This window comes from Mycoplasma sp. 3392 (genome assembly GCF_053851755.1).
In genome coordinates this window covers 128,634-154,454 of record NZ_JBSQBF010000001.1, presented here as the reverse complement: position 1 = coordinate 154,454, position 25,821 = coordinate 128,634, and the positions used below count along the sequence as shown (strand labels likewise).

The following is a 25,821-nucleotide window of genomic DNA, read 5'->3' as shown; positions in this document are numbered from 1 at the left end:
TAAATATTATGAGTGAAACAGTAAAAGGAAGATTTGTCAGAGATATATTCGTTTCTAAAGATAATACCTTTAGAATTTCAAGTTTTGTAGTTGATGAACAAGTTAAAACAAGCCCCAGCTTTGTTTTAAACAGATTTCGTAGCATTTCTATCAATACTTCGAATGTCGATTTTGAGTTTAACTCCATTTATAAACTAGACTTGATGAACGCTAATAACGCGCGTTACAAAGACACTTATCTAGTTATGAAAATGGAAAAGTTAACAAATGCCGATTATCAAAACGTGATAAAGTTGTTATCTTCGAATGTTTATAAATCAATAGGAGCAACAAAGGCCAAGGAAATTGTGGACAGCTTGGGTATAGACGTGTTAGAAAAAATTAAGCAAAACTTGGTTTCAGAAAAAGATCTTAATATTTCAAGAGAAACTTTTGAGTTATTAAAAACAGATTTAACTTCTTCACAAGACAACATCAAGCTTAAACTTTTCTTATATGAATGTGGGCTTAGCGACAACTTTTACTCAAATTTAGTGAAACATTGCAAAAGCAACAGCTTTTTTGATTTATATGGTTCAAATCCTTGACAACTTTACTTTGACATGGCAGAAGCGAAGTTCAAGGACGTTGAAAAAATAGCATCAAAATTAGACAAAAATGATGCTTTCTGAAAAACTATGGCTTTAATCTATGATTTAATTCTTGATTTTTGTTTTAGTTCAGGAAATACAAGAGTTTTTGAGTCAAAAATATGAACTGAATTAGAAGCAAAGAATATTGTTTTAACCCCTGCAGATTTTAAAAAAGTAGTTGATACTCTAGAACAAAATAAACACATTTTAAAAATTAAACGCGGAAACTATAACATCTTAGAACCGCGGGAATTGTTCGAACAAGAAACTTACATTGTTAGAAGATTAAAATACATTGCTAATAATGCTAATGTAAAAAAAGTGAGTTACTCATCATCATATCTTGATAGCATTCAAACAAATGCAGTTCAAGAAGCACTTAATAACCCATTATCACTAATTACTGGAGCCCCAGGAACCGGAAAAACAGTTGTAACAACTGAAATAATTCGCAAGTTAATGACTTTATACCATGAAGATGACATAGCTGTTGTAACCCCAACCGGAAGGGCAACCATTAATCTTAATAAAAAAAACACTGTACGTGCTTCAACTATTCACTCACTTTTGAAATGAGATACAGACGCACAAAAATTCTATGTTAATGAAAATAATGCTTTAGACATCAAAGTTCTAATCATTGATGAGTTTTCAATGGTTTCAAATACAATTTTTTATCACTTACTAAAAGGAATAAAGAACAACAGTTTACAAAAAATTATTCTAGTAGGCGATTGCGATCAATTACCAGCAATAGGTCCTGGTAACTTGATTAGTGATTTTATTGAGAACAATATTTTTAAAACTATCTATCTAGAAAAAAATTATCGTCAGAAAGAAAACTTGGCCATCATTGATGATGCAAAGCAAATAAATCAGGGTCTTTTGCCGTTGTTTTCTCAACAACGTTCAAAATTTATACCAACACAACGTTTAAACTTAACAGACCAAATTATTGATGAAGTAAAAAGATTGATTTCTCAAGGTTTTAACAAGAAACAAATTGCTATCCTTTCACCGATTTATGATTTTCCAGTCGGAATAGATAACTTAAATGAAAAATTACAAAATTTCTGATCGCAGCATGAAAACAAAAAAGAGCACAATGTAAATGGAAGAAAAGTTTTTCTAAATGATAAAGTCATTAATTTAGAAAATGATGTGCAAAAAAATGTTTTCAATGGTGAAATTGGCTATGTCGATAGAATTAGTTATTCCAAAGCTAACGAAGAAGGTAATGTTTTATTTGTATACGTAGTTTTTGAAGATGGAAAAACAATAGCTTATACTCCTTCTGAGTTTAAAAACAAAACTATGCTGGCTTATTGCACTAGCGTGCATAAATATCAAGGTTCAGAATGTGATGTTGTACTGACAGTTTTATTTAGCGAAGCCAAAAGATTGCTATCCAAGAAACTGATTTATACTGCGATAACACGAGCAAAAGAACTTTCAATTATTTATGGTGAACAAAGTGCACTAGAATTTGGAATTCAAAATGACAACGACTCAAAAAGAGACACATCAATCAAATTGTTGTGACAAAAATTATAAGGAGGTAACATGAAACTTATTGTTGGTTTAGGCAACCCTGGCAAAGAATATGAACACACACGCCACAATGTTGGTTTTGATGTTATCGATATTCTAGCTTCAAGATTACAAGCTCCTGCTTTTCGTGAAAAATTTAAAGGAGAATATAGTAAAACTGATGATTACATTCTTGCTAAACCACTAACTTTTATGAACAGCAGTGGGGACTTTGTTAAAGCTTTAATGCAATTTTACAAAATTAACATAGATGACTTGATTGTTGTCTATGATGATATGGATCACGCAGTAGGAAAGGCAGTAATTAAAACTTCAGGTTCGGCTGGTGGACACAACGGTTTAGATGACATAATTCAAAAGTTAGGAACAAAAGAAATTAAGAGATTAAAGATTGGAATTGGAAGACCAATTGGTAATCTAAAAAATTATGTTCTTAATCGTTTTAGTCCTGAACAAGACAAAATAGTAAGACAAGTGATGGAAAAATCAGCACAAGTATTAGAAACATGCATTTTTAATGATATTCGCTTTGCAATAACGCAATTTAACACAGAGAATAATGACTAAAAACATTTTGCTTGCAGTCAGTGGTGGTCCTGATTCAATGTTACTTGCTTACAAGTATCGCAAAGAACCAAATGTTATTGTTGCTTGCGTCAACTACCACAAACGTGTTGATAGCGACATTGATGAACAGGTTGTGCGTGATTTTTGCAAAAAATACAATTTAAAACTTGAAGTTCTAAATGTTAATGAAAAAGAAGAAAAAGTTAGCAACTTCCAAGATCATGCTAGAAAAATTCGTTATGAGTTCTTTAAAACAATTTATGAGCGAGAAAATTGTTATCAGCTAGTAGTTGCCCACCACAAAGACGACTTTATTGAAACTTGTTTGCTGCAAAAACAACAAAAACGAAAAAAAATTTTTTTCGGAATCAAAAAACATACTTATATAAATGGGATGAATGTTTATCGTCCATTTATTTATAAACTTAGCAAAAAACAAATTTTAAAGAAATTAGCAAGCAAGAAAATTCCTTATGCTTTAGACTATACTAACGATTTAGATATTTATGAAAGAAACAAAATTCGCAATCAATTAAAGTCAAAATCTTATTTCTATAAGCAATTGATTTTTTGAAAATTTAGATTCATAAATTTACTAAAAAGTATTAGTAATTTAAAAGTAAAAAGACAATACAAATATTGAGAAAGCAATCTTTTCTCTTGTCGTCCTGAAGTTTTAAAAGCTATTAAAAATAAAAATGAAGTACTATATCTTTTTCTAACTATTCATTTTGGTTCAATTAATATCAGCAACAAAAAAATGAATTCAATTTGACAATTTATTGAAGCAAAAAATGGTGCAAAGCAATACAAATTGGCAAATGATATCTTTTTAGCGAAGAAAAACAACATCTTAGTAATCAAGTAAAAGACTTATTTTGAATAAAAACACATATAATTTTATTAATAATTTGAAAGGAGAGTAATGGATAACCAAAACAACAAACCGAAAAAAAATGGTTTCTTCCGCTCAAAAGCAACTAAATGAGCAATAGTTATTTTAGTTCTTGTTGCAATTATTATCGGAATCGTTGTTGTTAGTGTTTTAAGAAGAACAAATGCTACTGCAATTGATCTCAACACATTCCAACAAGCCTTAAAAGATGCGTCTGCAAGTACATCAGATAACATCTACTTTACTTCGATTAGCGATAATCCATTTACAAATCAAATAGCTTTTGAATATGTAAACAATGGATCAGCATTGAATGGTTATGTTTATGCTTCGTCAAATCAGATGAAGAGTTTATATGAACTATACCCAGTAAACAATGCAATCTGAACTGATGCTTTATCTTATGTAAAAGATGGAAAAACTGTTATAGGTTCATTTAAATCAGTTGAAGTACCAAGAGAAAACGGATTTGTTTCATGAATTCGTCTTCTATTACCAATCATCATTTATGTCTTATTCTTTGGTCTAATCATGTTCTTAATGATGAGACAAGGACAAAGTGGTGGCTTGGGGGCAAATGCTTCAAAAAGTCAAGCTATCAGAATTCATTCAAAAACTAAATTTAGTGATATTGCTGGAAATGAAGAAGCAAAAGAAGAAGTTATGGAACTTGTCGATTTCCTTAAAAATCCTAAGAAATATACTGCTGCGGGAGCAAGAATTCCTAAAGGTATTTTATTAGGAGGTCCTCCAGGAACAGGAAAAACTTTACTTGCAAAAGCAACTGCTGGAGAAGCTAATGTGCCTTTCTTCTTTATCTCTGCTTCAAGTTTCGTTGAACTATTTGTTGGAATGGGAGCAAGAAGAGTTAGAGAAATGTTCCGTGAAGCAAGAAAATATGCACCGGCTATCATTTTCATCGATGAGCTAGATGCAGTTGGTCGTACACGTGGAGCTGGTATTGGTGGAGGACATGATGAAAGAGAGCAAACTCTTAACCAATTGCTAGTTGAAATGGACGGTATTACAGAAAATAGTGGTGTGCTGATTATGGCAGCAACAAACCGTACTGACGTTTTAGATCCTGCACTATTGCGTCCTGGACGTTTCGACAGAACCATCACTGTAGGATTACCAGACGTTAAAGAGCGTGAAGCAATTCTAAAACTACATGCTCGCGGAAAAAGAGTGGATAAAAACGTAAGTTTTGCTAAAGTTGCAAAACGTACCCCAGGTTTTAGTGGAGCACAATTAGAAAACGTTATTAATGAGGCTTCGTTACTAAGTGTTAGAGAAAATTCTTCAGTTATTACTCTGGATCAAATTGATGAAGCAATCGATAGAGTAATGGCAGGACCTGCTAAAAAATCAAGAACAATTTCAAAAGATGAAAACATTGCAGTTGCCTATCACGAAGCCGGGCACGCTGTTGTTGGGCTAAAAATGAAAGGCGGAAACAAAGTTCAAAAAATTACCATCATTCCTCGTGGAAATGCTGGTGGTTACAACTTGATGATGCCTGAAGAAGAAAAATACAATATGTCTAAACACGACTTAATTGCTGTGATAACTTCATACATGGGTGGAAGAGCAGCAGAGAAGATAATTTACGGTGCCGACAATGTTTCAACAGGTGCTAGTGATGATATTTCTCGTGCAACTCAAATTGCTCGTCGTATGGTTACTGAGTGAGGTATGAGTGAATTAGGACCTATCAAATATGAAGAAGATAGTTCTAACCCATTCTTAGGGCGTGACTATGCTAAAAGTGCTTCATTTGGTTCTAAAGTGGCGCAAGAAATTGACTTAGCAATTAGACACATCATTACTGAAGCAGAAAGAAAAGCTGAAGAAATCATTTCTCAAAATCGCGAATTATTAGAATTAATTAAACAAGCTCTAATTATTAAAGAAACTATTGTTGCAGAAGAAATTGAATATATTGAAAAACATATGTCATTGCCTGAGGAAGTTCTAAAAGATAAAGAACATTATGATGTTAAAAATGATGATGAGCCTTCATTTGAAGAGTTAGTTTCATTAGCAACACAACCAAGCAAAGAAGAGGCAAAACCACAACAAGAAACTAAGGTTGAAGAAAAAGCTGAAGACTCAGCTCCTGCAGTAGTAGGACAACTAAAAGTTTCAAATGACGTTTTAGATTTTTCAATGTTTTCAAAGAAATCATCTGAATCTAAAAAAGAAGAAAAAGTCTTGGATGAAAACAATTTGACACCTCGTGAAAAAGCAATTCTTGAAAGAAGAAAAAAAGCTCAACAAGACAAAGAAAATAAAAAAGACTCTAATAATTAGTCCAAAGTCAGCTTTAAGCTGGCTTTTTTAATACAATTAATATACTAATGAAGAAAAAAATCTTTTTGTCAGTTTTAGCGTTATTAGCATCCGCAATTATTCCCACATCTATTGCCTGTGGTGTTTTAATAAATCAAAATAATAAAAAACAAAACAATATAAATATACTTGAAAAACAAATTCAAGACTTAAAAAATCAAACCATTTCACTTAGCAAAAAACTTGCAACTAACGAAACTGAAAAAAGTAATCTTTTGATCAAAATTAGCGATTTAAACAAGTTAGTGAATGAATATAAAAATAATCTCATAACAGCTCAAGAAAAACTTAAAGATAACGAGGATAAAAGCGGCCTAAAAATTCAAAGTTATCAAAGTACAATTGATGATTTAAAAGCCAAAATTTTGTTAAAAGATAAAGAAATTGAACAGCTTAAAGATGACTTGGATGATGTTAAAAAAACTTCTTCAACGAGTGAGTCTCACACTGATAACAAAGACATTCAATTGTTAAAGGCCCAGGTAGACAATCTTAATAAGATCCTAAAACACAAAGATGAACTAATTTCAGAATTAAAAAAACAAATTAGCGCCAAAAACATTGAAAATAACGCTCTTTCTTTACGTTTAAATACACAAATTATTGATTTGAATACTGAAATTAAAAATAAAGACCAATTAATTGAAATTCTTAAAAAACAATTAGAAGAAACAAAACATTCAAACGAAAACGATGAAAATGCACAGATTGCACAATTGAAATTTACCATTCAAACACTTATAGAACAAGTTAACACGAAGGATAAAGAGATATTAAAAGCAAAGCAAGAGTTAGAAGCATTAAAGACAAAAGATTCTAACTATTTAAAACAGATTAGTGATCTGCAGCAGAAACTCACACAGCTAAAGACTGAAAAAGACTCATTATCCACTCAATTGAATACTCAAATCACTCAGTATCAAAATCAAATAAACACTATTCAAGAACAAAATAAAAACTTGCAAAATCAGTTAAACTTGTTACAACAAACTAACAAGCAACAAGGTGAAAATATTAAGTCTTTACAACAAACTATTACTCAAAATCAGGATGCTATATCTTCTCTAGAAGAAAAACTTAAAGACTACAATCAAATTCAACAAAAGAATTTGGATCTGGAAGCAAAAATATTAGAACTAAACAAGCAAATAGAAAATTTCAAAAAACAAAATAACACTGATTCGGAAGCAAATTCTGAAGAACAAACTTTTGATGCAGTTGAATTTTTTAAACAACATCCAGAAGAAAAACAGTATCAAGAAACAAGCGAAAATAGGCCTGTAAATTGAACTAATGAACAATACGTGCGAAAGATTGTTGATCAAAGTTTTTCATTAATGTGAGATTTTCAAGACGGAACAAACACGCCGGAACAGTATGAGTTTTAGACTATAAAAAATTAACTGATTCTAAATACACATTTTACTTTGCCACCAATTATCATGTTGCCTTGGAACTTTATCAAGGAGACAAAGATTTTAAAGAGTATCAGCAATTAAAAAGAACCAATACAATAACAAATATTAGATTGCTAAGTCCTAAAAATTGAAAAGATAATTCTTCATCTAACACACCATCGTATTTACTAAATTTACCAAAGGATAATTGACCAAGAATTTTCTTCTTAGCTCAAAACTTTATGGATTCAACTGCTATGGATTACAATCAAAATCCCTATCATTATGCTGATTTCGCTGTTATTGAATGAACTGTTGATCTTAATGAATTGAGTGCTATAAAATATAAGACCACAAAACAAGATGCTCTTGAATTCAGGAGAAAATTGTTGAGAATTGTTAACAATTTTGACATAAATCCAGACGTAGATACTTTGATCAATGCAACTAAAACCGACAAGTTATTGAGCTTAGATTATTCCACTGTCAATGACATAAAAAAATCAGGTAATGTTACAAAAACCTTCGAATCTGCATTACCTACAAGCGAACAACAAGCAAAATCACAGTCAGCACTTGTGAAAAAATACTTACATGGTTATCAATATAATTCATCTACTGATAATGTGTATTGAGCTGGGTTTCCTTTAGTGAATGGTATTGAATGAAAATTTTTAGCTTCAGTACCTAATCAATATTTAGCAACAAATAATGTCAATAAAGAAGATGGGGTTACTAAGAGCATTTTTACAGTTCAATCCCTGTTTCACAATCAACCAATTGCAAGTCACGGTGCTAAGTTTAATGAAAGCGCTAAATCGCTGTACTATGGACTTTCGTATGGTATTTATCAAAAAGTAGGCCCAGTAGGTGGAGTCAGCGGTGGGATGGTATTGAATGCACAAATGATGCCTATTGGTTTAATTTACGGTAATCAAGGCTGATATGATTTGCAAAATGATGATGGTACAATGAGTAAGTATTCACTTAATATAGTGCAACCTTTTACACAACAAAAAGACATATATACTGAAAATGGAATTGCCTATGCTTTTAATTTAATAGATGGCACAGACAAACAAAAATATCCACACCAAACAAATTCTTATCGTGAACAGCTAATTGCTAAATATGGAAGCAATTACAAGACGAAACTTTTTAAATAGATTCACTTATGTACTTGACTTTAAATCAGTGAAGTAATATAATGTTAGTGTGTTTAAAATAACTTTTTTAAACATAAATATATTTGAAACATTTCTCTAATTTGATATGAATAAAAGCACGCGTCAGTTAAGAGCGTGCTTTTTATCATACTTTATAATCTTGGCAAGATTTTCGTTTTATAGAATGAGGTTCTTTCTAATTTATAAACTGCCAATGTTTGACATATTTGTCAAATACCAGTAAAGATTCAGTAAATTTGAAGTCCAGCCTGGAAGATAACTCCAAAACCAACGAATACTATTGTAATAATTGTTTGAGTACGGTTAGATTTCTTAAACGCTTCTCTTTCAACAGCATTAGTACGTAACTTATCTTTTTTTCGATTCAATATTCTTGGTAAAAGTTGAGCGAATAATTGAATTACAACTGAAATCAATATAACCGGTAAGTAACCGAATTCGCGATTGTATACTAAATTTCTTCAAGAAGTTGCAGTTAGATCTAAACCAAGGAACACTGTGCTTTTAATATCAGGAGACCCTTGAATAACCCTAAACATAACCAAAAGAATAGGTAACGTTATAAATGAGCTAATTAAAGCGGTAAACGGATTGGCTTTGTTCTTTTTATACATTTCGTTAATTTCCATCCGTTTTTTTTGTTCCATTTGTTTGTCACCTTTGTAAGGTGCATATTTTGCTTCGATTTTTGCTTTTTTAGCATTTAATTCTGTTTGTTTTGTTGAAGCAAGAATACTCTTGTATGACAATAGAATTGTGATTAGACGAGTAACAATAATAGTAATAATAATTGCAATAATGAATGATCAACCACCAATACTATCCATTGCCCGCATCATACCCACTAACATTTTGAAGATAGGTCAAACGAAGATTCCATAGAATGGTCCGTATGATCAATAATCTCCATATGTAGCAATAGGGCGTTGTGCTTCTCCAACTAGTCCACTTAGCAATTGGCTAGGATTTACATAGTTATTGTAATTATCTAGCAATGTGTAACCAACTAAATTAGCACCATTTTTATCAGTTTTGTTTGTTAATAATCTGTATCCTGTGTATGACCCATAAGTTCTGAAATTGTTAATTGAAATTTCTCTAAGTTTACTAATGGTTTTGTAATATGCTTCATCTACTTCAACATTTTGTTTGTTATTTTTGAAATTCAAGATAAATGCATTGATAACATCAAGCGCTGAAGCATTTTGCAATTGTTCTTCAGTCAATCCTGATTCTGAAGCTATTTTTTGTCAGTATGTTGTTGTTTTTTCTTTATCAACATACAAGCTTGCATCATTAAGATCTTGTTTGTCATAGTGTTTTTTGAATTGTTCACTACCTTCGTTAATAAATGCTTGGTACATGTCACGGTAGAACTTAATTAGTGCATTACCGTTGGCGTTACTGTATGCCGGTAGCACTGAGAAACTACTGATTGCCAGTTTGTATTTATCACTAACTTGATCATTTGTTGTTGCTTCTGAATTATTGTTAGTTGTAGCATCAGTTGAGTTATTTGTTTTTGGAAGACTTGTAATAGCAAAGTCAAAGAAATAAATGTCTTCTAGTTTTGTTACATAGTCGTAGCTTGTAATGGCGTTTGACACACTTCCATCTTTATTGGTTTGTCCATAAGACAGAACCATGTAGTTTGTGCCATTGTTATAAACTACACCCTTATTAGCATCTGAGTTGTTAATTAAAGCATTACTACTATCACGCAATTGGAAAGCAAGGTTACGTGTGTATTTTTCACCATATTTTCCACCGTTGTTATTGATTTGGTTTTTGATAGCTTCTAGTTCTTGCTTATCTTCTTTTCAAACATAAGGGTTACCATTTGTGAATCCGCCAGTGTTGACGTTTTCAAAAGTACCAGTATTGTCGTTGTAACGTAGAGGTGCTACGTTAGGCGAAACTTCTTCTTTCGCACCGTACATTTCAAAACCTGTTCCGATTTTAACTGGTGAACGAAGAACAAACGATTGCACACAGCCAGCAAGTCCTGTTCCGATTACGAAAATAATTAGTAAAATCTTGATTCATTTTCAAATCTTTTTCAGGATATTTTTCCGACCCTCAGGTGTATTTGCTCCTTGTTTTGATTTAGGGCTAAAGAAGTCGTAATGTTTAGATCTATTTTTGTACGACACTACGAATCCTTTCATATAGTTTTTTTATTTCCAATTCTTTTTTAGCGAAATCGATTGTAAAAAAATCTTTTCTTACAATGATGACACTGCGAGCACTGATATTAAAAAAATCGCTTTTACGAACAATTTGTCGTATTTGATTTTTATATTTGTTACGAGTGCAAGCATTTGCAAAAGCTTTGGGAATAGAGATTCCAACTTGAAATGTAGGTCATTTTTCATAATAAACGATTACATAGCGAGAAACAAACTGCTTCTTGCCATCAATTATTTTTTGGAACTCTCAATTTTTCTTAACAACGTGTTTTTTATTCATTGTTAACTATTTTTCATCTGAAACTGTTAATTTAGCTCTTCCTTTAGCTCTTCTTGCAGCTAAAACTTTTCTACCATTTTTAGTTTGCATACGAGCACGGAAACCGTGAACTTTAATGTGTTTACGTTTTTTAGGTTGATATGTTCTTTTCACAATTACTCCTTTTAACTAATATTTTGATTATCTTCAAGCTGATAAATTTGAAAATATGTAATATTATTTTACCAAAAACCTTATTCTTTTATACATTAAGTATAAAGGGGCAGCGAGCAAAGTATTGTTTGCAACCCTTAAACAAAAAATTTAAAAACGACAAGCAAATTTTGTCAATAAAACAAAAAAACACTCATTTTGTGTGCTTTTTGTGTAAATAAATTGTCAATAACTATGTAAATAATTTTACAAATTGACAATTTTTATTTCAAATTTACTTTATAAAGTAAATGTTATTTATAATTTTTTTTATGACTTCAAATCACAATGAATTTACTTCAAAAGAATTCGACTTAGAAAGCAAAAACACCCTAATTCAAGAAGATTTTCTTTCTTCTAATACTGACCAAATTCTTTATGACACATTTTTGAGTGAACTAAAGTTAGTTGCAGAGTATGATGATAGAGTTTTCTTGTTAACTAACAAGAATAATTTAAAACTGACTGAAGATGAAAATGTTAAAGCTTATGTGTTTCGGGTAATCAAAGATGTTTTTAATGAAAACAAGCACGTAATTTATATAACTGATATCAATGATTTGCCTAAAAATATTCAAAGCAGTGCTCGCCAAAAACCTAGTTCACGTGTAGCAAAGTCTTACAGAATTTCATCATCATTAACACTGGATAAATATGCGCAATTAGAATTTAACAAGTCAGCATTAATGGGAGCAAAAGTAATAATTAACGATGGAGAAGAGGCTACTTATACTCCAGTATTTTTCTATTCAGCATCAGGATTTGGAAAAACCCACTTGTTGCATGCTATCGCTAATGAGTTAGAAAAAAAGGGTAAAAGTTGTTTTTACATTACTCCTGAGCTTTTTACTCGTGACATAGTTTTAAATTTGCAAAATAAAAATCAACAAGCTATTGCTAAATTAATTGAAAGTTTAGGACAATATGATTGTTTAATGTTTGATGATGTGCAAGAATATGGAAGTAGAGACTCAACGCAGAGTGTACTTTTTAACATTTTCAACAACCATATTGCCAAAAAGAAACAAATTATTGTAACTGCTGACAAAGAACCACGTGAACTGGGTGGATTTGAAGATCGTTTTATTACTCGTTTTTCAGCAGGATTAGTTTTGCAAATTAACCGTTTTAATAATAATGATGTTGAAGAAATGTTTAGATTTCAATTCAAACAAGCTGATATCGATCCAAACATTTTCGATGAAGAGTGTTATAGCTTTTTTGTGCGGAATTTTTCTTCATCAGTACGGGCAATTTTAGGAGCAATCAATAAAATAGCGCTTTTCAAAAAGAATGATACTGATTTTAGACCAACATTAACTTATCTAAAACGCACAGTATTCCAAAACACTGAAGCTGACATAGATTCAATAACACCAGAAAAAATTATAGAAACTGTTGGTAAATATTACAATATCAACAAAAAGGATATTCTTGGCAAAACAAGACTTAAGCCAATTGTGCAAGCACGCCGGATTGCAATGTTTGTGATTCGTACTAACCTAGATAAAACATTCCAGGAAATTGGAGACATTTTTGCTCAAGCACACTCGAGTGTAATGGCAAGTGTTGAAAGCATTGAAGCAGAAGCTAAAACAAACAATGCTTTAAAAACAGCACTAAAAAAAATTGATGATAATATTCGCAAGTTGAAATAGGAGATCAAGATGTATATAAAAATTTCAAAAACTCAACTAGATAAAGCCTTAGAAAGAGCGGCTAAAATTTACGACGGAAACACATATCTAGCTTCGCTGAAAGGAATTTTGATTGAAGCGATCGACTCAAAAGTTACATTCATTGTCTCAAATGAACAATTGGCAATCAAACATACTATTCTTTCGACAGGTAAAGAAATTGAACATTATGACATGGAAACATGTCAGGTAATTGAAGCCGGAAAAATTTTGGTTCCTTTAATTTTATTTAGAAACATAGTAAAAAACTTAGATGGTATTATTGAACTTAAGAAAAGCGGACAAAATTTATTGGTAAAAACCGAAAACGACAAATTTGAAATCAGCCTAATGGATCCATTTGAATATCCAGAAATGGATTTCAGACAAATCGGAAACAATGTAAGCTTGAATATTGAAGATTTAAAATCAATTTACAAAAATGTCGCTTTTGCAACAGATTTTAACAATGTGACAAATCAAATAGTTTTGAATATGATTAACATTGAAGCAAAAAATGGAGCTTTAATAGCCACTGCAACTAATAGTTTTAGACTAGCAAAAATGTCAATTCCATTTGATAAAGATGTTGAATTTTCATTCTTGATATTACCTAAAAACTTAAGAGATATCTTGAATTTCGAAATTAAGGGCGAAGTTGATTTTAATGTTGACGAGTCAAAAATCAGTCTTACTTATGATGGAACAATCATTCAATCAAGCATTTCACGTCTTCAATATAAAGATACTTCAAAGGTTATTCCCAAAACTTTTGACAGCGTTTTAGTAATCGATAAGAAAAATTTAAGCAGTCTTTTGACGAAAGCAAAATTATTAAATAGTGAAAAAAACAACAAAATTAGGCTTACCATTGCTAATGGTGTATTAAGCGTTTCAAGTCAAACAAGTGAAGTTGGTAAAGCAGAAATTAAAACTACTGATTTCAAATATGGAGAAGAAAAACTTGATATTCTTGTAATTAATCGTTACTTGACTGATGCCATCAATGTTTTTGAAGGACAATTAAATATCTTATTCGCACAAAATAATCAGAGAATAGTTGTAACTAGTCAAGAAAATAAAAATATTGTACAATTACTTACACCACAGAAAGGACACAGTTCATAATGCTAATTGAAATAACAGGTAAAGAAATTAAAATTTCGCAACTATTAAAAAAAATGCGCATCATTGAAACAGGTGGAAGAGCAAGATATTTCATCGCTACACACGAAGTAACTGTCAATGGTGAAAAAGTAACAAGTCGTGGACAAAAAGTCTATGTTGGTGATATCGTTTGAATTGATGATGAAATTTATAAAATCGTTGAAAAACAAGAATAATTAAAACAAAAGCAGCCTTTTACGGGCTGCTTATTTGTTGAAAAAAGTTCTTATTTTGAGTACTTTTTCAGTCTAAAAGAATTTCATTACTTCTTCATAGTTAGGTTCTGAAGCAACTTCTTGACAATATTCAACATGAACAACTTTGTCATTTTCGTCAACTACAAACACTGCTCTTGTTAAAAGTCCTAATTCAGCAATTCTTGTTCCTGTTTTTTTACTAAAGTCACGATATTTAAAATCACTTACTGTTACAACTTTTTCATTATTTTTTGCTGCACATCAACGATTCAAAGCGAAAGGTAAATCCATTGAAATAACAACAACTGGATTAGGTTTCGATTTAAATTCATTCATGAATCTTGTTGTTTCCATTTCACAAACACCTGTGTCAATTGAAGGGATTGAAAAAATTAGACGCTTTTGTCCTTTTAGATCGGCTGAACTAAAGTCTGAAAGATCTAGATTTGTTGCAACAAATTCTGGAAAGCTGTCTCCAACTTTTAATTGTGAAGCTTCTAAAGTTACATTGTTTCCTTTAAATTTAACTTGCATTTTATCTCCTTAGTGAGTGGTTAATCACCTTAATTTTATCAATAGTTAACAAACTTTTATGCACAAAAATGCCCCCTTTGTAATGAACAGTTCAACTGTTAACAACACAAAAAACCTCTTTATATGTTATACTTTTTAAGTATATTTATTTTTTATATATTTCATATATACAAAATTTTCACTCAATAACACACCAGAATGTGTTGTGAGTGTCAACAGAAAGGGATTTTTATGGCATTAAAATTAAGTGTTAAAGTAGCAATCACTCTAGGAGCAATCGCAGCAGCATCCGGTGCTGTTATTGGTACTATGATTGCCTTTGCTAAAAACTCGGACGAAGTTAGAGGGAAAATTTCTCCAACTGAAAAAGATAAGTTTAGCAACGACTTTAGCAAGATGTATGCTAACAATGAATTAAGTCCTGAAATTGCAATTACTAACCCGCTAAAAGACAAAGATGTTGCTGGCTATGTGGAAGATGCTGATGGAAATGTATTTTTCTACTTCAATGAAGACAAAAACACAAAATTAACATTTGAACAATTCTACTCAGAATACTACAAACGTTATCAAGAATCATTTATTTTCAAAGTAACTTATGGATCATTTCACTTCTACGATGAATATGTTCTAGCAGTTAAACCGAAACAATTCTTAGAATTTACCAAATGATTTATCACTAATGTCGCTTGAGGACCAGATTTAATGACTTTAGATAGTTTTAGAATCGTGCCAGGAGTTGAACAAAACGGTAACTCAATCACTTTAGGATCACACTCAACTCTTCACAAGGAAGAAAGTGAAATTAAATTCTTCCCAGATGCATTCTTTGGTTCAATGCCTATGTTCTCATCAGCTGGGGGACAAGGAAATGCAAGTGACTCATTAACTTTCTCAGTATTCGAAGACAATAAAGACAAAGCAACAATTGATACATTCTTAAAGAATATTCCTTTAGCAACAGTACTGCAAAACACACAACTTCAAGGATTTAATGGCAAAGCAGTCAAACCTTTTAACGCTATCATCTATCCAAGTGCGCTTATTGGGCAGCAATTTTTAGTCTTAGACAAAGAGAACTTACAATATAGCGAAGACCCTTCTGTTTCAGTTGTTAATGAAGATCTAAAAACTATTATTCTTCCAAAAAATATTACTCAGGAAGAGTTTGCTAATCTACAAAACGGAACACTTTCACAATACAAAGACTGAAATACAAGTTTGAGTGATTATAAATTAATGACCCTGAAAGGTTTTGCTCCTGGAACAAAACAAACTTCAGCAGGTAGTCATGAAATATTATGAGTAAGATTTGAAGACAAAGATGGTAATGTAGTAGACACTGCTCTGGTAAAAGACAAAAAAACCTTAACACAAAATAGAAGTGAATTATCTCTATCATCAGCTTGGCAAGAAGATATCAAAGGGTTCCTTGACTTCTATGATGTGCAAAATTACGCAAATCAAAAAGTTTATTTAATTAGCAGTGAAGATGGAAGCCAAAAACAATTCTTTGGTTCAAAACTATCAGCATTAAACTCAAAAATAGCAAGAAGCCAAAATTTCAAACTTATTAGTGCAACAATAAAATCATTAGACGTTGTTAATGAAAACGATAAATGAAATCTAAAAATCACTTTTGAAGATGCACAAGCTGAAAAAGACCAACTTGCTAGCCAAGAAAATTCTTCTGTAGCATGAGTTGACAAAGTAAATGATATCTTGGGTAGTTTAATTAAAGGTGACAGCGATAAAAATTGAAGTGATATTCAATCAATTTTAAATTCTTCAAAAAATAATTCACAAGCTAGAAATACAACCCAAGATAGTGACACAAATCTTCTAAACAGTGTAAGCTCATTTTCAACAGATATTGCAAACAAAGGAAATGAAGCACAGCTTGACTTATTTACCTCACTAAAAGATTCATTGGGATATGTTGGATCAATTAACCCACTAATTACTGGAATGACTCCACTTGATGTTAGTGCCACTGATGAAAAAGGAAATTTACTACCAGAATTAGAAAGACGTAAATATCAAGTTTACATTGAAGCTTACCCAGGACTTTTAGATAAAATTGTTCGTAAATTCCCTGAAATTCTTTCTAAACAAACAGGACCTCACATTGCAAAACATCTAAATGACAAAGGTTACTATGAATATACTCTAGAAAATGGAGAATTCTATGGATTTAAAGATTCTGATCGGGTAGGATTACCATTACTAATGCAAGCAGTTTTAGATGATTTTGAAGGTATCTCAACTGACTTCTTAAAATACGTTGGAACCCACGAATATGGACACCACTTAACATTAGAAAGAACTCAAGCTATTGATGATTCAAACAATGCAGTTCTAGTTGGAGGAATTTCAACTCGTGGAGGAGCTACAGATAGCTCATTCTATTCAGCAAAAGCGCTGAGAAATTACTTAGAAGCTAGAACTAACTTAGATTTCGACCGTGTAGATGCTAATGGAATCCCAACTGAAAATGGGAATTTCGTAAGATACAAATTTATTAACAACAAGGGTGAATGAATTACCGAAACAAAAGACTTAATTTGAGGAAAAAGTTCAACAAGTGCTTCAACATCAGAAATTGTTGCAAATAAAGAACGCCGTTTCTTGCAAGACTGAGATGGAATCGTTGAGGCCGCTAAGCTAAGAGGAGTGGGGCTAAGAGATTTATTCTTTGCTAACTCATTTGATGAAAATTCTGGAACTCTAAACCCATTCATTAGCAGTGCTTTAAGTGGAATTAATAATGCTAAAGTATTTACAAAAACTGAAAAAAATAATGCGACTGCAGGAGCTGGTGAATTAGCAACTTACAAATTCGTTCCTGCTACCGCACAAGAAGTTTTAAGTAACTTTACCGATGGACAAAACACACCATTATCACAATTCTCAACAGTTGAACCAGATGGTGAAATCAACGTAAGAGTTTTTGAATGAGCAACCAACCAAGATGGTCAAACGGTTATTGCCAAAGTTAACTTAAAAACAAAAGACAATCAGCCAATTTTCAATGTAACATTAAACACTCCACTTTCAGCTTCGGATATTAATTATCTAAGAACTCAAGAACAATTAATTAACTCAAGTATTAACAACTTAGTAATCACTCAATTTAATGACAGTGGATGAAATAATGCCGGAACATTTTTAGGTGGAAGTGCTAACGTTTCAACAAGAAGTGTTGCTGAATCAGGAATCTCTACAGATGTTGAAGAATCACTAATTAAAAGAAATTCAAGTGCTGCTGATTTCACTTCTTCAAACAACAATCAATTGTTTATAAATGACCCACAACAACCAAACCGTGGTGAATATACTCGTTTCAATTTAGTAGGAAATCAGGCTAACTTAGGTTATGACTTGTGACTAACTTACAACACACTATTGCAAGAAGTGCAGTTAGGTAAGAAAGCATATACACAAATTGATAATTCTAACTTTGCGAAAGTATTAGGATTCACAAAATCGGGTAAAAAATATGATGAATTTGTATTTCCATATGCTAAAGATGCTGCTTTCTTAAAAAACATTTATTCATCTAATGACGGTTTCACACAGAGCATACAATCAGCACTTCAAAGATTTAGAGCTCCAGCTGCCTATGGGAAGTTAATGTCTGACTTTAGATTCGGATTTTTAGATTATTTAGGAGTTTTATCTAGTGGAAGCACTGATCCACAAGACTTAGCAAAAAACAAGTTTGCGCTAGTAAGAGCAACTCAAACTGAAGATAATAAATTAGTTCCTGAATTAGTTTCTACTCCTTCGTTCGGAGCACTTAGAGATGCTCTTTTTGATGAACAAGGAAGAGAAGTTATCGGTATTGCAATAAAAACTACTGGTTATGCAATGCAAGTAGAAAAATATAAACTTGTAAACTTCATCAATAGCAAAAACGCAAAATGATTAAAAGTAAAAGTAGGTGACTCATTACAACCTACACCAGTATTCATGTCAATGTATGACTTGATGAGTTTCGGTTCAATCGATTACTCAAAGGCAACTAAATCAATCAACGATTCTAAAGTAACATGAAACTGAGACATTGATTATGTAAAATCAAAATTTGACTTAGATAGCTTCAAAGAATACTTGTTAGAAAACGAAAAAGACAATGAAAAATTAAATCAAATAACTGAGTCAGAACAATCTCTAGCTAATGAAATGATGTATCGTTTCAGACATTCAGGGCTATTCCTAGGGGTTAAAAACTTTAGTGTCGTTGAAAGCTTAGACAAAAATGCTGCCTTTCTTTCAAAAGACTATGGAATTGATGTTTTAAGCCCAATATTTGCTAATTACTATGAAGATCCGCAACTTGTTGCTGAACAAAAAGCAAAGGACAAAAACAGCCTTGCTTATTCATATGATCAAATTATTGATGCAGTTAAGAAACAAATGGAATCGATTGCTAATTGAAGAGCAAATGATGATGAACAAAAAGAAACCCTTTTAAAAACTCTAGAGCACAACTTTGATGCTCATGACTTATCGATGTTTATGGGTAATATCTTATATTTCCAAAACTACGGAATTCGTTCATATTACGTAGATATCTACTATGGAATATTGTCAGATGGTGAACCTTCATCAGATGTTATTGACTATGCAGCAACAAGAACCGAATCACAAATTCAAGATAAATTCACTGACTATGTTTACAACTTACCAGAAACATTAACACGTGATTATGTGCAAACTACATACATTCCTTCAACTCAAAACTTTGGTAACTTACCTAAATATTTGAGCAATGTAAACGAAGCTACAACCGGACTTGACTACGTTGTTGATGGTACACAACTAAATTACATTAATTCAACACTAATCGATATTGATTCTATTGCTAATTCAGTTGCACTTGCGTCATCATATAAAGCGCGTGTTGATCGTCTAGAAAAAGATCAAGCTATCTATCAAAAATATAGCTATCTAAAAGAAAAACAAAGTGAATACAAAAAACTAAGTCAGCAATTAAATGACAATAGTGAAACTCTAAGTGCCAAAGAAAAAGCGGATATTCAAAAGAAACAACTTGCTCTTGCTGAAGAATTATTAAAAATCTCGAAAGAAAGACAAGACGAACTTGTTGCATTAACTGAAGAAATGAATAAAAATTCAATTCAAGCAAGTGATATTAATACGGACCAAGTGCGTAGGTCTTCATACTTTGGACAATTTATTACTAAGAGTAATGGATATTTCAAAGATCGTTGACAAAAAGAAACTATTGGTGCTGAGCTTTACGATGATAATCTAAATGCTATCCAAGACGATACTATTCGTATCAAGGATTGAAATGGAAACAAAATCACAAACCGTCCTGAAGCATTCTTTGTTTCACAAATGAAAAACTTTGGAGTTGGTGAAAGAACTGTTGCTGGAATTTTCAGAAATAAAAAACTTGATGCTATCTCAATGTATGGTTTTGTTAAAAAAGAACAAGCTGAAAAAATCAAATATCTAGAATTTACTGATGTTGATAGTGGTAAAAAGCTATACCTACCAGTAAATATTGCTAAAACTAATAACTTATTCTATTTAGAAAAACAAGGTGACATTACTTCAAAACAAACCCTTGAAGATAAATATGGATACACTTCATGACTAAGTGACTATGCTCTAATGGCTAAATATAGAAACACATTGTTAGAACCAAAACACAAATACTATGTAAACTTTGCTAACGAAAACAAAGAAACATTGCCAGGATTTAACATGACTGGATTTGACTTTATGTCAGAAAACGGAAAAGCTGTTGAGCAAGCACCAGTTAAATTAATTAATAACGCAGCCAACGCAAATGGCGACATTAACCAAGTAATTATTGATATTGACTATCAATTCAACATAACAGGATAGGAGGAACAGTGAAAAAAAATAACTTGTTAAAATTACTGTCCACTCTGCCACTCGCAAGTATTGCATTAGTACCAGCTATTGCGGTTTCTTGTGGTTCAAACGAAGAAATAAAGTTAAGTTATGACTTGGGTCTGACTGCTGAACCAATCAATAACCTAAACTATGTTCGTTATAAATCAATGGACAAAATTTTACCTTCACTAGTTGATGCATTCCTTAAAAATGGGCCAACAACTAACTTAAAATCAATCATTCAAACAAATAACTTCTATATGTCAATGGTTGATACTTCAAAACTAAAAGATTCATCAAATTTTGATGACTTTTTCAACATATCAAAAGACAAATTGAAAGAAAAAAATGGATATGGTGAAGTTGGTGGTTCATACTATGGAATTCATGATTTCCAAATTCTAGGAGGAACCGGACGTCCTTCTTTAGGAGCAGATCCTACTAGACTTGCATCACTTTATGCTTTCAGAAACCCTCGTAACCCAAATAATTACATGGCTGTAACAGGGTTTGTTAATGATCAAAAAAATAGATGAAGCAATGGAGATTTCGTTACTGCAGCCGATATTCGTGCTTACTTAGAATACATTTTGGATCTAAACACAGGTTCGCAAAAACTAAACAACATTGAAAAAATTGGTCTAAAAGGTGTTGATGAATTTATCGCAATTCAAAAAGAATACGCACTGAAATTCGGAAGAAACTATAAAAATCCTTTTGGTTACCGTAAATATATTGAAGCACCTTGATCAACTAACGATAAAAAAGAATACATTGAAGATGCCTCAGAAGAAGCTTGAAGCTCACAAGTTCCTGGTGACCAAGAATACGTTGAAAAAATCAAAAAAGCTGCAAAAAACATTGGTTTCTACACAGGGCAAATCTTTAGAGATTACACTAATGAAGAAGTTGCCAAATCATTGTCACTAACAGAAAACAAAGCATTTTCAATTAACAGTGACATTCAAGACTTTACAATTTTGAAAAATGGTAAGACCTACAAAGTAAAATTAATCAAAAACGAATTCTTGAATCCTTATCAATCATTTACTGTAGATTCAGCAAATGGTTCCATAACTGCTGATATTGCCACTCTTTCAAACGATGAAAATGCATTCACTATTGTTTTTGATGAAAACAAAACACCAAGTTTAGCTTTCCTTCTTTCACAAGTTTTAGACAAACTTTATCCAATCAATCGTAAATATGTCGAAATGGAAGCTGGAGGAATTGATAATTATGGTTCAGAACCTTCAAAATTCTTAACTTCAGGGCCTTTTATCATCAAAGATGGTGATGTTGTTTTAGGGCCTCAAGGATACTTAATCCTAACTAAAAATAAAGACTACTTTGATGCAGATAATGTAATTTCAAACAAAATTAAGATTTATTTCTCAACTGATAAAACAATTAACTCAACATTGTTTGAAGATGGTTATGTTTCACAAGCATACATTCCAGCAAACAAAATTAATAATTACTGATCTGATCCAGTTTATAAACAATATCTAAACAAAAACTCCGGATATGGAACAATTGCATTTGGATTTAATCTAGATAATGAAACAAATGCGCAAAGTTATATTCAAGATCAAGATTTAAGAAATGCAATTTACTATGCAGTAGATCGTGAAGCCATTCTTAAATCAGTTGGTTGAGACTTTAGTTTCCCAGTTATTACTTGAACTGCTTTTGGACAATATAAAGCAGCAGATGGTAAAAACATTGAGTTATATTTCAATGATCAAGACACATTGACAAGAAACAATGTGAAATTACCAATTCAAAACTATGATTTCTTTGTACACCAGTCAAAATCATACAATTTTGAAAAAACTGATCGTCGTGACCTAGCTTACAGTCAAGATATTGCTAAATATTACTTAAATAGATTCAAAGCAAAACACCCTGGCTTAAAATCAATATCACTACGTTACATAAATAATTCAACAGATGAACATAAAAAAGCCGGTCAATATCTAAAAGAAGCATTAAAAGTTATGTCAGATGGATTTATTGTGATTGAAAATAAATCGTTACCAGAAAACACATATGCTTCTTGAATTGAAGAAGGAAAATATGACATCATTTACCAAAACTATGACCGTATTGGTGGTAGTGGTGCGTCTGACTATGTAGTTGCTTTCTTTAAAACTGACGAAATTGACTCACTTTCACAGAAAAACATTGGATTTAAGAACAACCCAGTTGGTTCATTTACATACGCTGATTACTTATCGGACTATGTTTTACAAGCATTGCAAAATTCAGGGCAAAGTGATTTAACTAAAGAAAAAGCAGTACTGCCTTATATCAACAAAGTTTTAGAAGAAATAAATGATGTTGCTGCTGACGAGTTCCAAAATGCAGATAGTACTACTAAACAAAGTGATTTTGTGCAAAAATATGCACAAGTTATTGCTAAATCACTTGCTCTTACAGCAGAATCAAAAGATGAAAACCTATGAACTGACACAGTGGTAAAAAACACTTTAGAATACCACTGAACAACAAATGACAACATTAAAGCTTCAAGAATAAATCGTTTATTCAATCTTTATGTAAAACATACTTACACAATCAATCAAATTATTGATTTTACAAAACAAAAAGATCCTAACTATCCAGATGAAAAAAGTCTTGAAGAAAGACTAATGATTGATGAACACTTGGAAAATGCAACTGAGTCACAACCCGACTACTGAGCTAAATTTATTGATTTAGCTTACCAAAGAGAAGGTGAATCATTAGTGGATTACACTGCTAGACTAAATGCTTTCTTCTCAGGAAACTTTACAAAAGAAGAAAGAGAACAATACTGAGATAGTGAAGCAAACATTTTCCAATTTATTGCTTTATTAGAAAAAGTTGTGCGTGATGCCAGCCCAGTTGTGCCACTAATGGAAGTTGACACCAACTGAGAAATTACAAAAGTTGGTGGAACTTCAAGCCTATATACATTCAACTTGCAATACGCTTATGATGTAACTAAACCACCAAGACCAGGACTACCAAGACAGAGAGGAACATAATAATGGCAAAAGAAAAAGTTTTATTCGATAACAAAATCTACCAGCTCAATGATAATAAAGTGCATTTCGGTAGTCAGAGAAACAGAAAAATGACATTTATGCAAAAAATGTCTGCTATCGATTCTCCTGTTCTCCGTGCACTTTGAAAAGTTCTAAAAATCGCTCTTGAATTTATCATTATTGCGTTTATTGTTATTACCATTACTTTCTTTTTAATTAACTTAGTCCCAGGTTCTAACTCATTAACAAGTGGTCTAGATGAAGCATCAAGACAAGCAATTGAGAAAAAATACGGTTTAGATCAACCACTAGGATTAAGATACTTAAGTTATCTAAAAAATCTATTCCACGGAGACTTCGGTATCTCATTATCTCTTTTCCCAGGTCAAAACATTAACTCATTTATTTGATCTCGTTTCTATAAATCATTCTTAGTTGGAATTTTCTCAGTCTTACTAACTGTTGGAATCGGAATTCCACTAGGAATCTGAGTAGGAAAAAACCCAGGAAAAATTGTTGATAACGTTTCAACCTTCTTTGTTTCAATCTTCAGTTCAGTGCCTTCGATTGTTTTTGCGCTAGTGTTACTATTCATTGGTCGTCTAGTTAATCTTCCTTACATTTTTGAAGAACAAAACTTCGCAACTTACATTCTTCCTGGTTTAGCTTTATCGCTTGGAAGTATTATTGTTTACATTAAATATATAAGAACCGAATTAAACCGTGAGCTAAATTCAGTGCATGCTAAGTTTGCTTACTTAAAAGGTTTATCGAAAAACCGTTTTGTGTGAAAACATGCATTAAAACCTTCACTTTTCCCAATTGCTACTTTCTTCCCTGCTGTTATCTTTGGATCATTCATTGGAAGTATCTTCATTGAACAAATTTTCTTCATCGCTGGTTCAGGAGCAACCCTACTACAAGCAATTCAATCAAAAGACTATAACGTTATTCTTTTCTTAATTGCTATGTTTGCCCTATTAACTATTCTTTCATATGCTTTCCGTGACATGCTTTACGAAGCAATTGACCCACGGGTAAGAAGAAGAGGTAAATAATGAGCTGACTGAAAAATAAATTTAGTAATATGAAGAAAAGACAAGAATTGGGAAAAACAAACCGCGAAAATATCATGGATGCACCAAATCAGTTTATTCAACCAATTAACTACCAAAAATGAAAACTAATTGGAGAAGCATTTGATTATCAAGCTGATACTCACATGGGTTCTCAACCAAAAATCTTCCGTGAATTCGTCTATCGTTTTTCTAAAAACTTTGGAGGAGTAGTAGGATTCTTAATTCTTGCAATCTTAATTATTTTTGCCCTAATTATTCCATTCTTTACTCTTAACCCAAATACCCAAGACGTTAATAATCGTTTCTTAACATTCAGTAGTTCTGACAGTAATGGTGTTTACCACTTCCTTGGAACTGATGATCTAGGACGTGATATTTGAGCAAGATTATGACATGGTCTTCGTTATTCATTAGGACTTGCATTTATGGTTACTTTGATTGAAGTTGTGATTGGAGTAACATTTGGTATTATGATGGGACAATTCAACAAATTTGACGTTGTTTTAACCTTCATTATCAAAATTATTTCAGTTGTTCCAACCATCTTAATCTTGATTCTAATGACTGTTGTTGTTAGCCCAAGTTTCTGAGTAATTGTCTTCTCACTATCACTAACTGGATGAACCGGAATGGCAAACCAAATAAGAGCTCAAGTTAAAAGAGCAAAATACTTTGAATGAGTATCTGCTTCAAAAGTTTTAGGTACTCCTACTTGAAAAATATTGAAAAATTATGTTCCAGTTATCTTGCCAATTTTAATTACTCAATTAGTATTTACCATTCCTGGAGTTATTCTTTCCGAAACATCACTAGCCTTCATAGGTTTATCAATTGATGATGTTTCAACTCTTGGAAACTTAATTAGTCAAGGTCAAAAAGTGTTCCCTCAATACTTAAGATATGTTTTTGTTCCTTCTTCAATCTTGATTTTAATCACAACTAGCGTGCAATTAATTGGTGCTAGTGTGCAAGATGCTTTAAGAAGACAAAGATAGGATT

17 protein-coding genes are annotated in these 25,821 nt (G+C 31.9%); 13 read left to right on the top strand and 4 right to left on the bottom strand.

Going from position 1 to position 25,821, the window contains the following annotated elements; all coding sequences use genetic code 4:
- The first annotated feature begins 8 nt into the window (after nt 1–8).
- From ACWXVV_RS00695 to ACWXVV_RS00670, 6 genes are read left to right on the top strand one after another with little or no spacing between them, the layout of a single operon-like run.
- Nucleotides 9–2,186: an ATP-dependent DNA helicase gene (locus ACWXVV_RS00695; protein ID WP_455984595.1), complete on the top strand. Its 2,178-nt coding sequence runs from the start codon at nt 9–11 to the stop codon at nt 2,184–2,186.
- A gap of 9 nt (nt 2,187–2,195) precedes the next feature.
- Complete coding sequence (gene pth, locus ACWXVV_RS00690) at nt 2,196–2,750, top strand: aminoacyl-tRNA hydrolase (protein WP_455967644.1); 555 nt, start codon at nt 2,196–2,198, stop codon at nt 2,748–2,750.
- Nucleotides 2,743–3,618: a tRNA lysidine(34) synthetase TilS gene (tilS, locus tag ACWXVV_RS00685; protein ID WP_438341516.1), complete on the top strand. Its 876-nt coding sequence runs from the start codon at nt 2,743–2,745 to the stop codon at nt 3,616–3,618. Before pth ends, tilS begins: the two co-directional genes overlap by 8 nt.
- 57 nt (nt 3,619–3,675) lie before the next feature.
- A complete protein-coding gene (gene ftsH / locus ACWXVV_RS00680) occupies nt 3,676–5,958 on the top strand; it encodes an ATP-dependent zinc metalloprotease FtsH (RefSeq protein WP_438341517.1) in 2,283 nt (760 codons plus the stop codon).
- A gap of 47 nt (nt 5,959–6,005) precedes the next feature.
- Nucleotides 6,006–7,385, top strand: a complete 1,380-nt coding sequence (locus ACWXVV_RS00675; RefSeq protein ID WP_455984596.1) for a hypothetical protein — start codon at nt 6,006–6,008, stop codon at nt 7,383–7,385.
- Nucleotides 7,337–8,560, top strand: a complete 1,224-nt coding sequence (locus ACWXVV_RS00670; RefSeq protein ID WP_438341519.1) for an MIP family Ig-specific serine endopeptidase — start codon at nt 7,337–7,339, stop codon at nt 8,558–8,560. The genes ACWXVV_RS00675 and ACWXVV_RS00670 overlap by 49 nt, the downstream gene beginning before the upstream one ends.
- Nucleotides 8,561–8,712: 152 nt before the next feature.
- On the opposite strand, the gene yidC is transcribed toward ACWXVV_RS00670, so the two are convergent.
- From yidC to rpmH, 3 genes are read right to left on the bottom strand one after another with little or no spacing between them, the layout of a single operon-like run.
- Complete coding sequence (yidC, locus tag ACWXVV_RS00665; protein ID WP_438341520.1) at nt 8,713–10,749, bottom strand: membrane protein insertase YidC; 2,037 nt, start codon at nt 10,747–10,749, stop codon at nt 8,713–8,715.
- Nucleotides 10,718–11,050, bottom strand: coding sequence for a ribonuclease P protein component (gene rnpA / locus ACWXVV_RS00660; protein ID WP_438341521.1), 333 nt, complete (start codon nt 11,048–11,050; stop codon nt 10,718–10,720). Before rnpA ends, yidC begins: the two co-directional genes overlap by 32 nt.
- 6 nt (nt 11,051–11,056) lie before the next feature.
- Complete coding sequence (gene rpmH, locus ACWXVV_RS00655) at nt 11,057–11,206, bottom strand: 50S ribosomal protein L34 (protein WP_438341802.1); 150 nt, start codon at nt 11,204–11,206, stop codon at nt 11,057–11,059.
- 308 nt (nt 11,207–11,514) lie between these two features.
- Here rpmH and ACWXVV_RS00650 point away from each other — a divergent pair, with 308 nt between their 5' ends.
- The 3 genes from ACWXVV_RS00650 to ACWXVV_RS00640 are packed head-to-tail and all read left to right on the top strand — an operon-like array spanning nt 11,515 to nt 14,261.
- Nucleotides 11,515–12,900: a DnaA ATPase domain-containing protein gene (locus tag ACWXVV_RS00650; protein ID WP_438341522.1), complete on the top strand. Its 1,386-nt coding sequence runs from the start codon at nt 11,515–11,517 to the stop codon at nt 12,898–12,900.
- A 9-nt stretch (nt 12,901–12,909) separates the two neighbouring features.
- On the top strand, nt 12,910–14,046 hold the full coding sequence (dnaN, locus tag ACWXVV_RS00645) for a DNA polymerase III subunit beta (RefSeq protein WP_455967638.1): 1,137 nt from the start codon (nt 12,910–12,912) through the stop codon (nt 14,044–14,046).
- Complete coding sequence (locus tag ACWXVV_RS00640; RefSeq protein ID WP_438341524.1) at nt 14,046–14,261, top strand: RNA-binding S4 domain-containing protein; 216 nt, start codon at nt 14,046–14,048, stop codon at nt 14,259–14,261. Before dnaN ends, ACWXVV_RS00640 begins: the two co-directional genes overlap by 1 nt.
- 72 nt (nt 14,262–14,333) lie before the next feature.
- On the opposite strand, the gene tpx is transcribed toward ACWXVV_RS00640, so the two are convergent.
- Complete coding sequence (gene tpx, locus ACWXVV_RS00635) at nt 14,334–14,816, bottom strand: thiol peroxidase (RefSeq protein ID WP_438341525.1); 483 nt, start codon at nt 14,814–14,816, stop codon at nt 14,334–14,336.
- A 231-nt stretch (nt 14,817–15,047) separates the two neighbouring features.
- Here tpx and ACWXVV_RS00630 point away from each other — a divergent pair, with 231 nt between their 5' ends.
- Genes ACWXVV_RS00630 through ACWXVV_RS00615 form a run of 4 tightly spaced genes read left to right on the top strand, consistent with a single transcriptional unit; the run spans nt 15,048 to nt 25,817 of the window.
- Nucleotides 15,048–20,699, top strand: coding sequence for a PDxFFG protein (locus ACWXVV_RS00630; RefSeq protein WP_455984598.1), 5,652 nt, complete (start codon nt 15,048–15,050; stop codon nt 20,697–20,699).
- An 8-nt stretch (nt 20,700–20,707) separates the two neighbouring features.
- Nucleotides 20,708–23,743, top strand: coding sequence for an ABC transporter substrate-binding protein (locus ACWXVV_RS00625; RefSeq protein WP_456012447.1), 3,036 nt, complete (start codon nt 20,708–20,710; stop codon nt 23,741–23,743).
- A 2-nt stretch (nt 23,744–23,745) separates the two neighbouring features.
- Entirely contained in the window at nt 23,746–24,801 is a 1,056-nt protein-coding gene (locus ACWXVV_RS00620) for an ABC transporter permease (RefSeq protein ID WP_455967635.1), read from the top strand.
- A gap of 29 nt (nt 24,802–24,830) precedes the next feature.
- Entirely contained in the window at nt 24,831–25,817 is a 987-nt protein-coding gene (locus ACWXVV_RS00615) for an ABC transporter permease subunit (RefSeq protein ID WP_438341529.1), read from the top strand.
- The last annotated feature ends 4 nt before the right edge of the window (nt 25,818–25,821 follow it).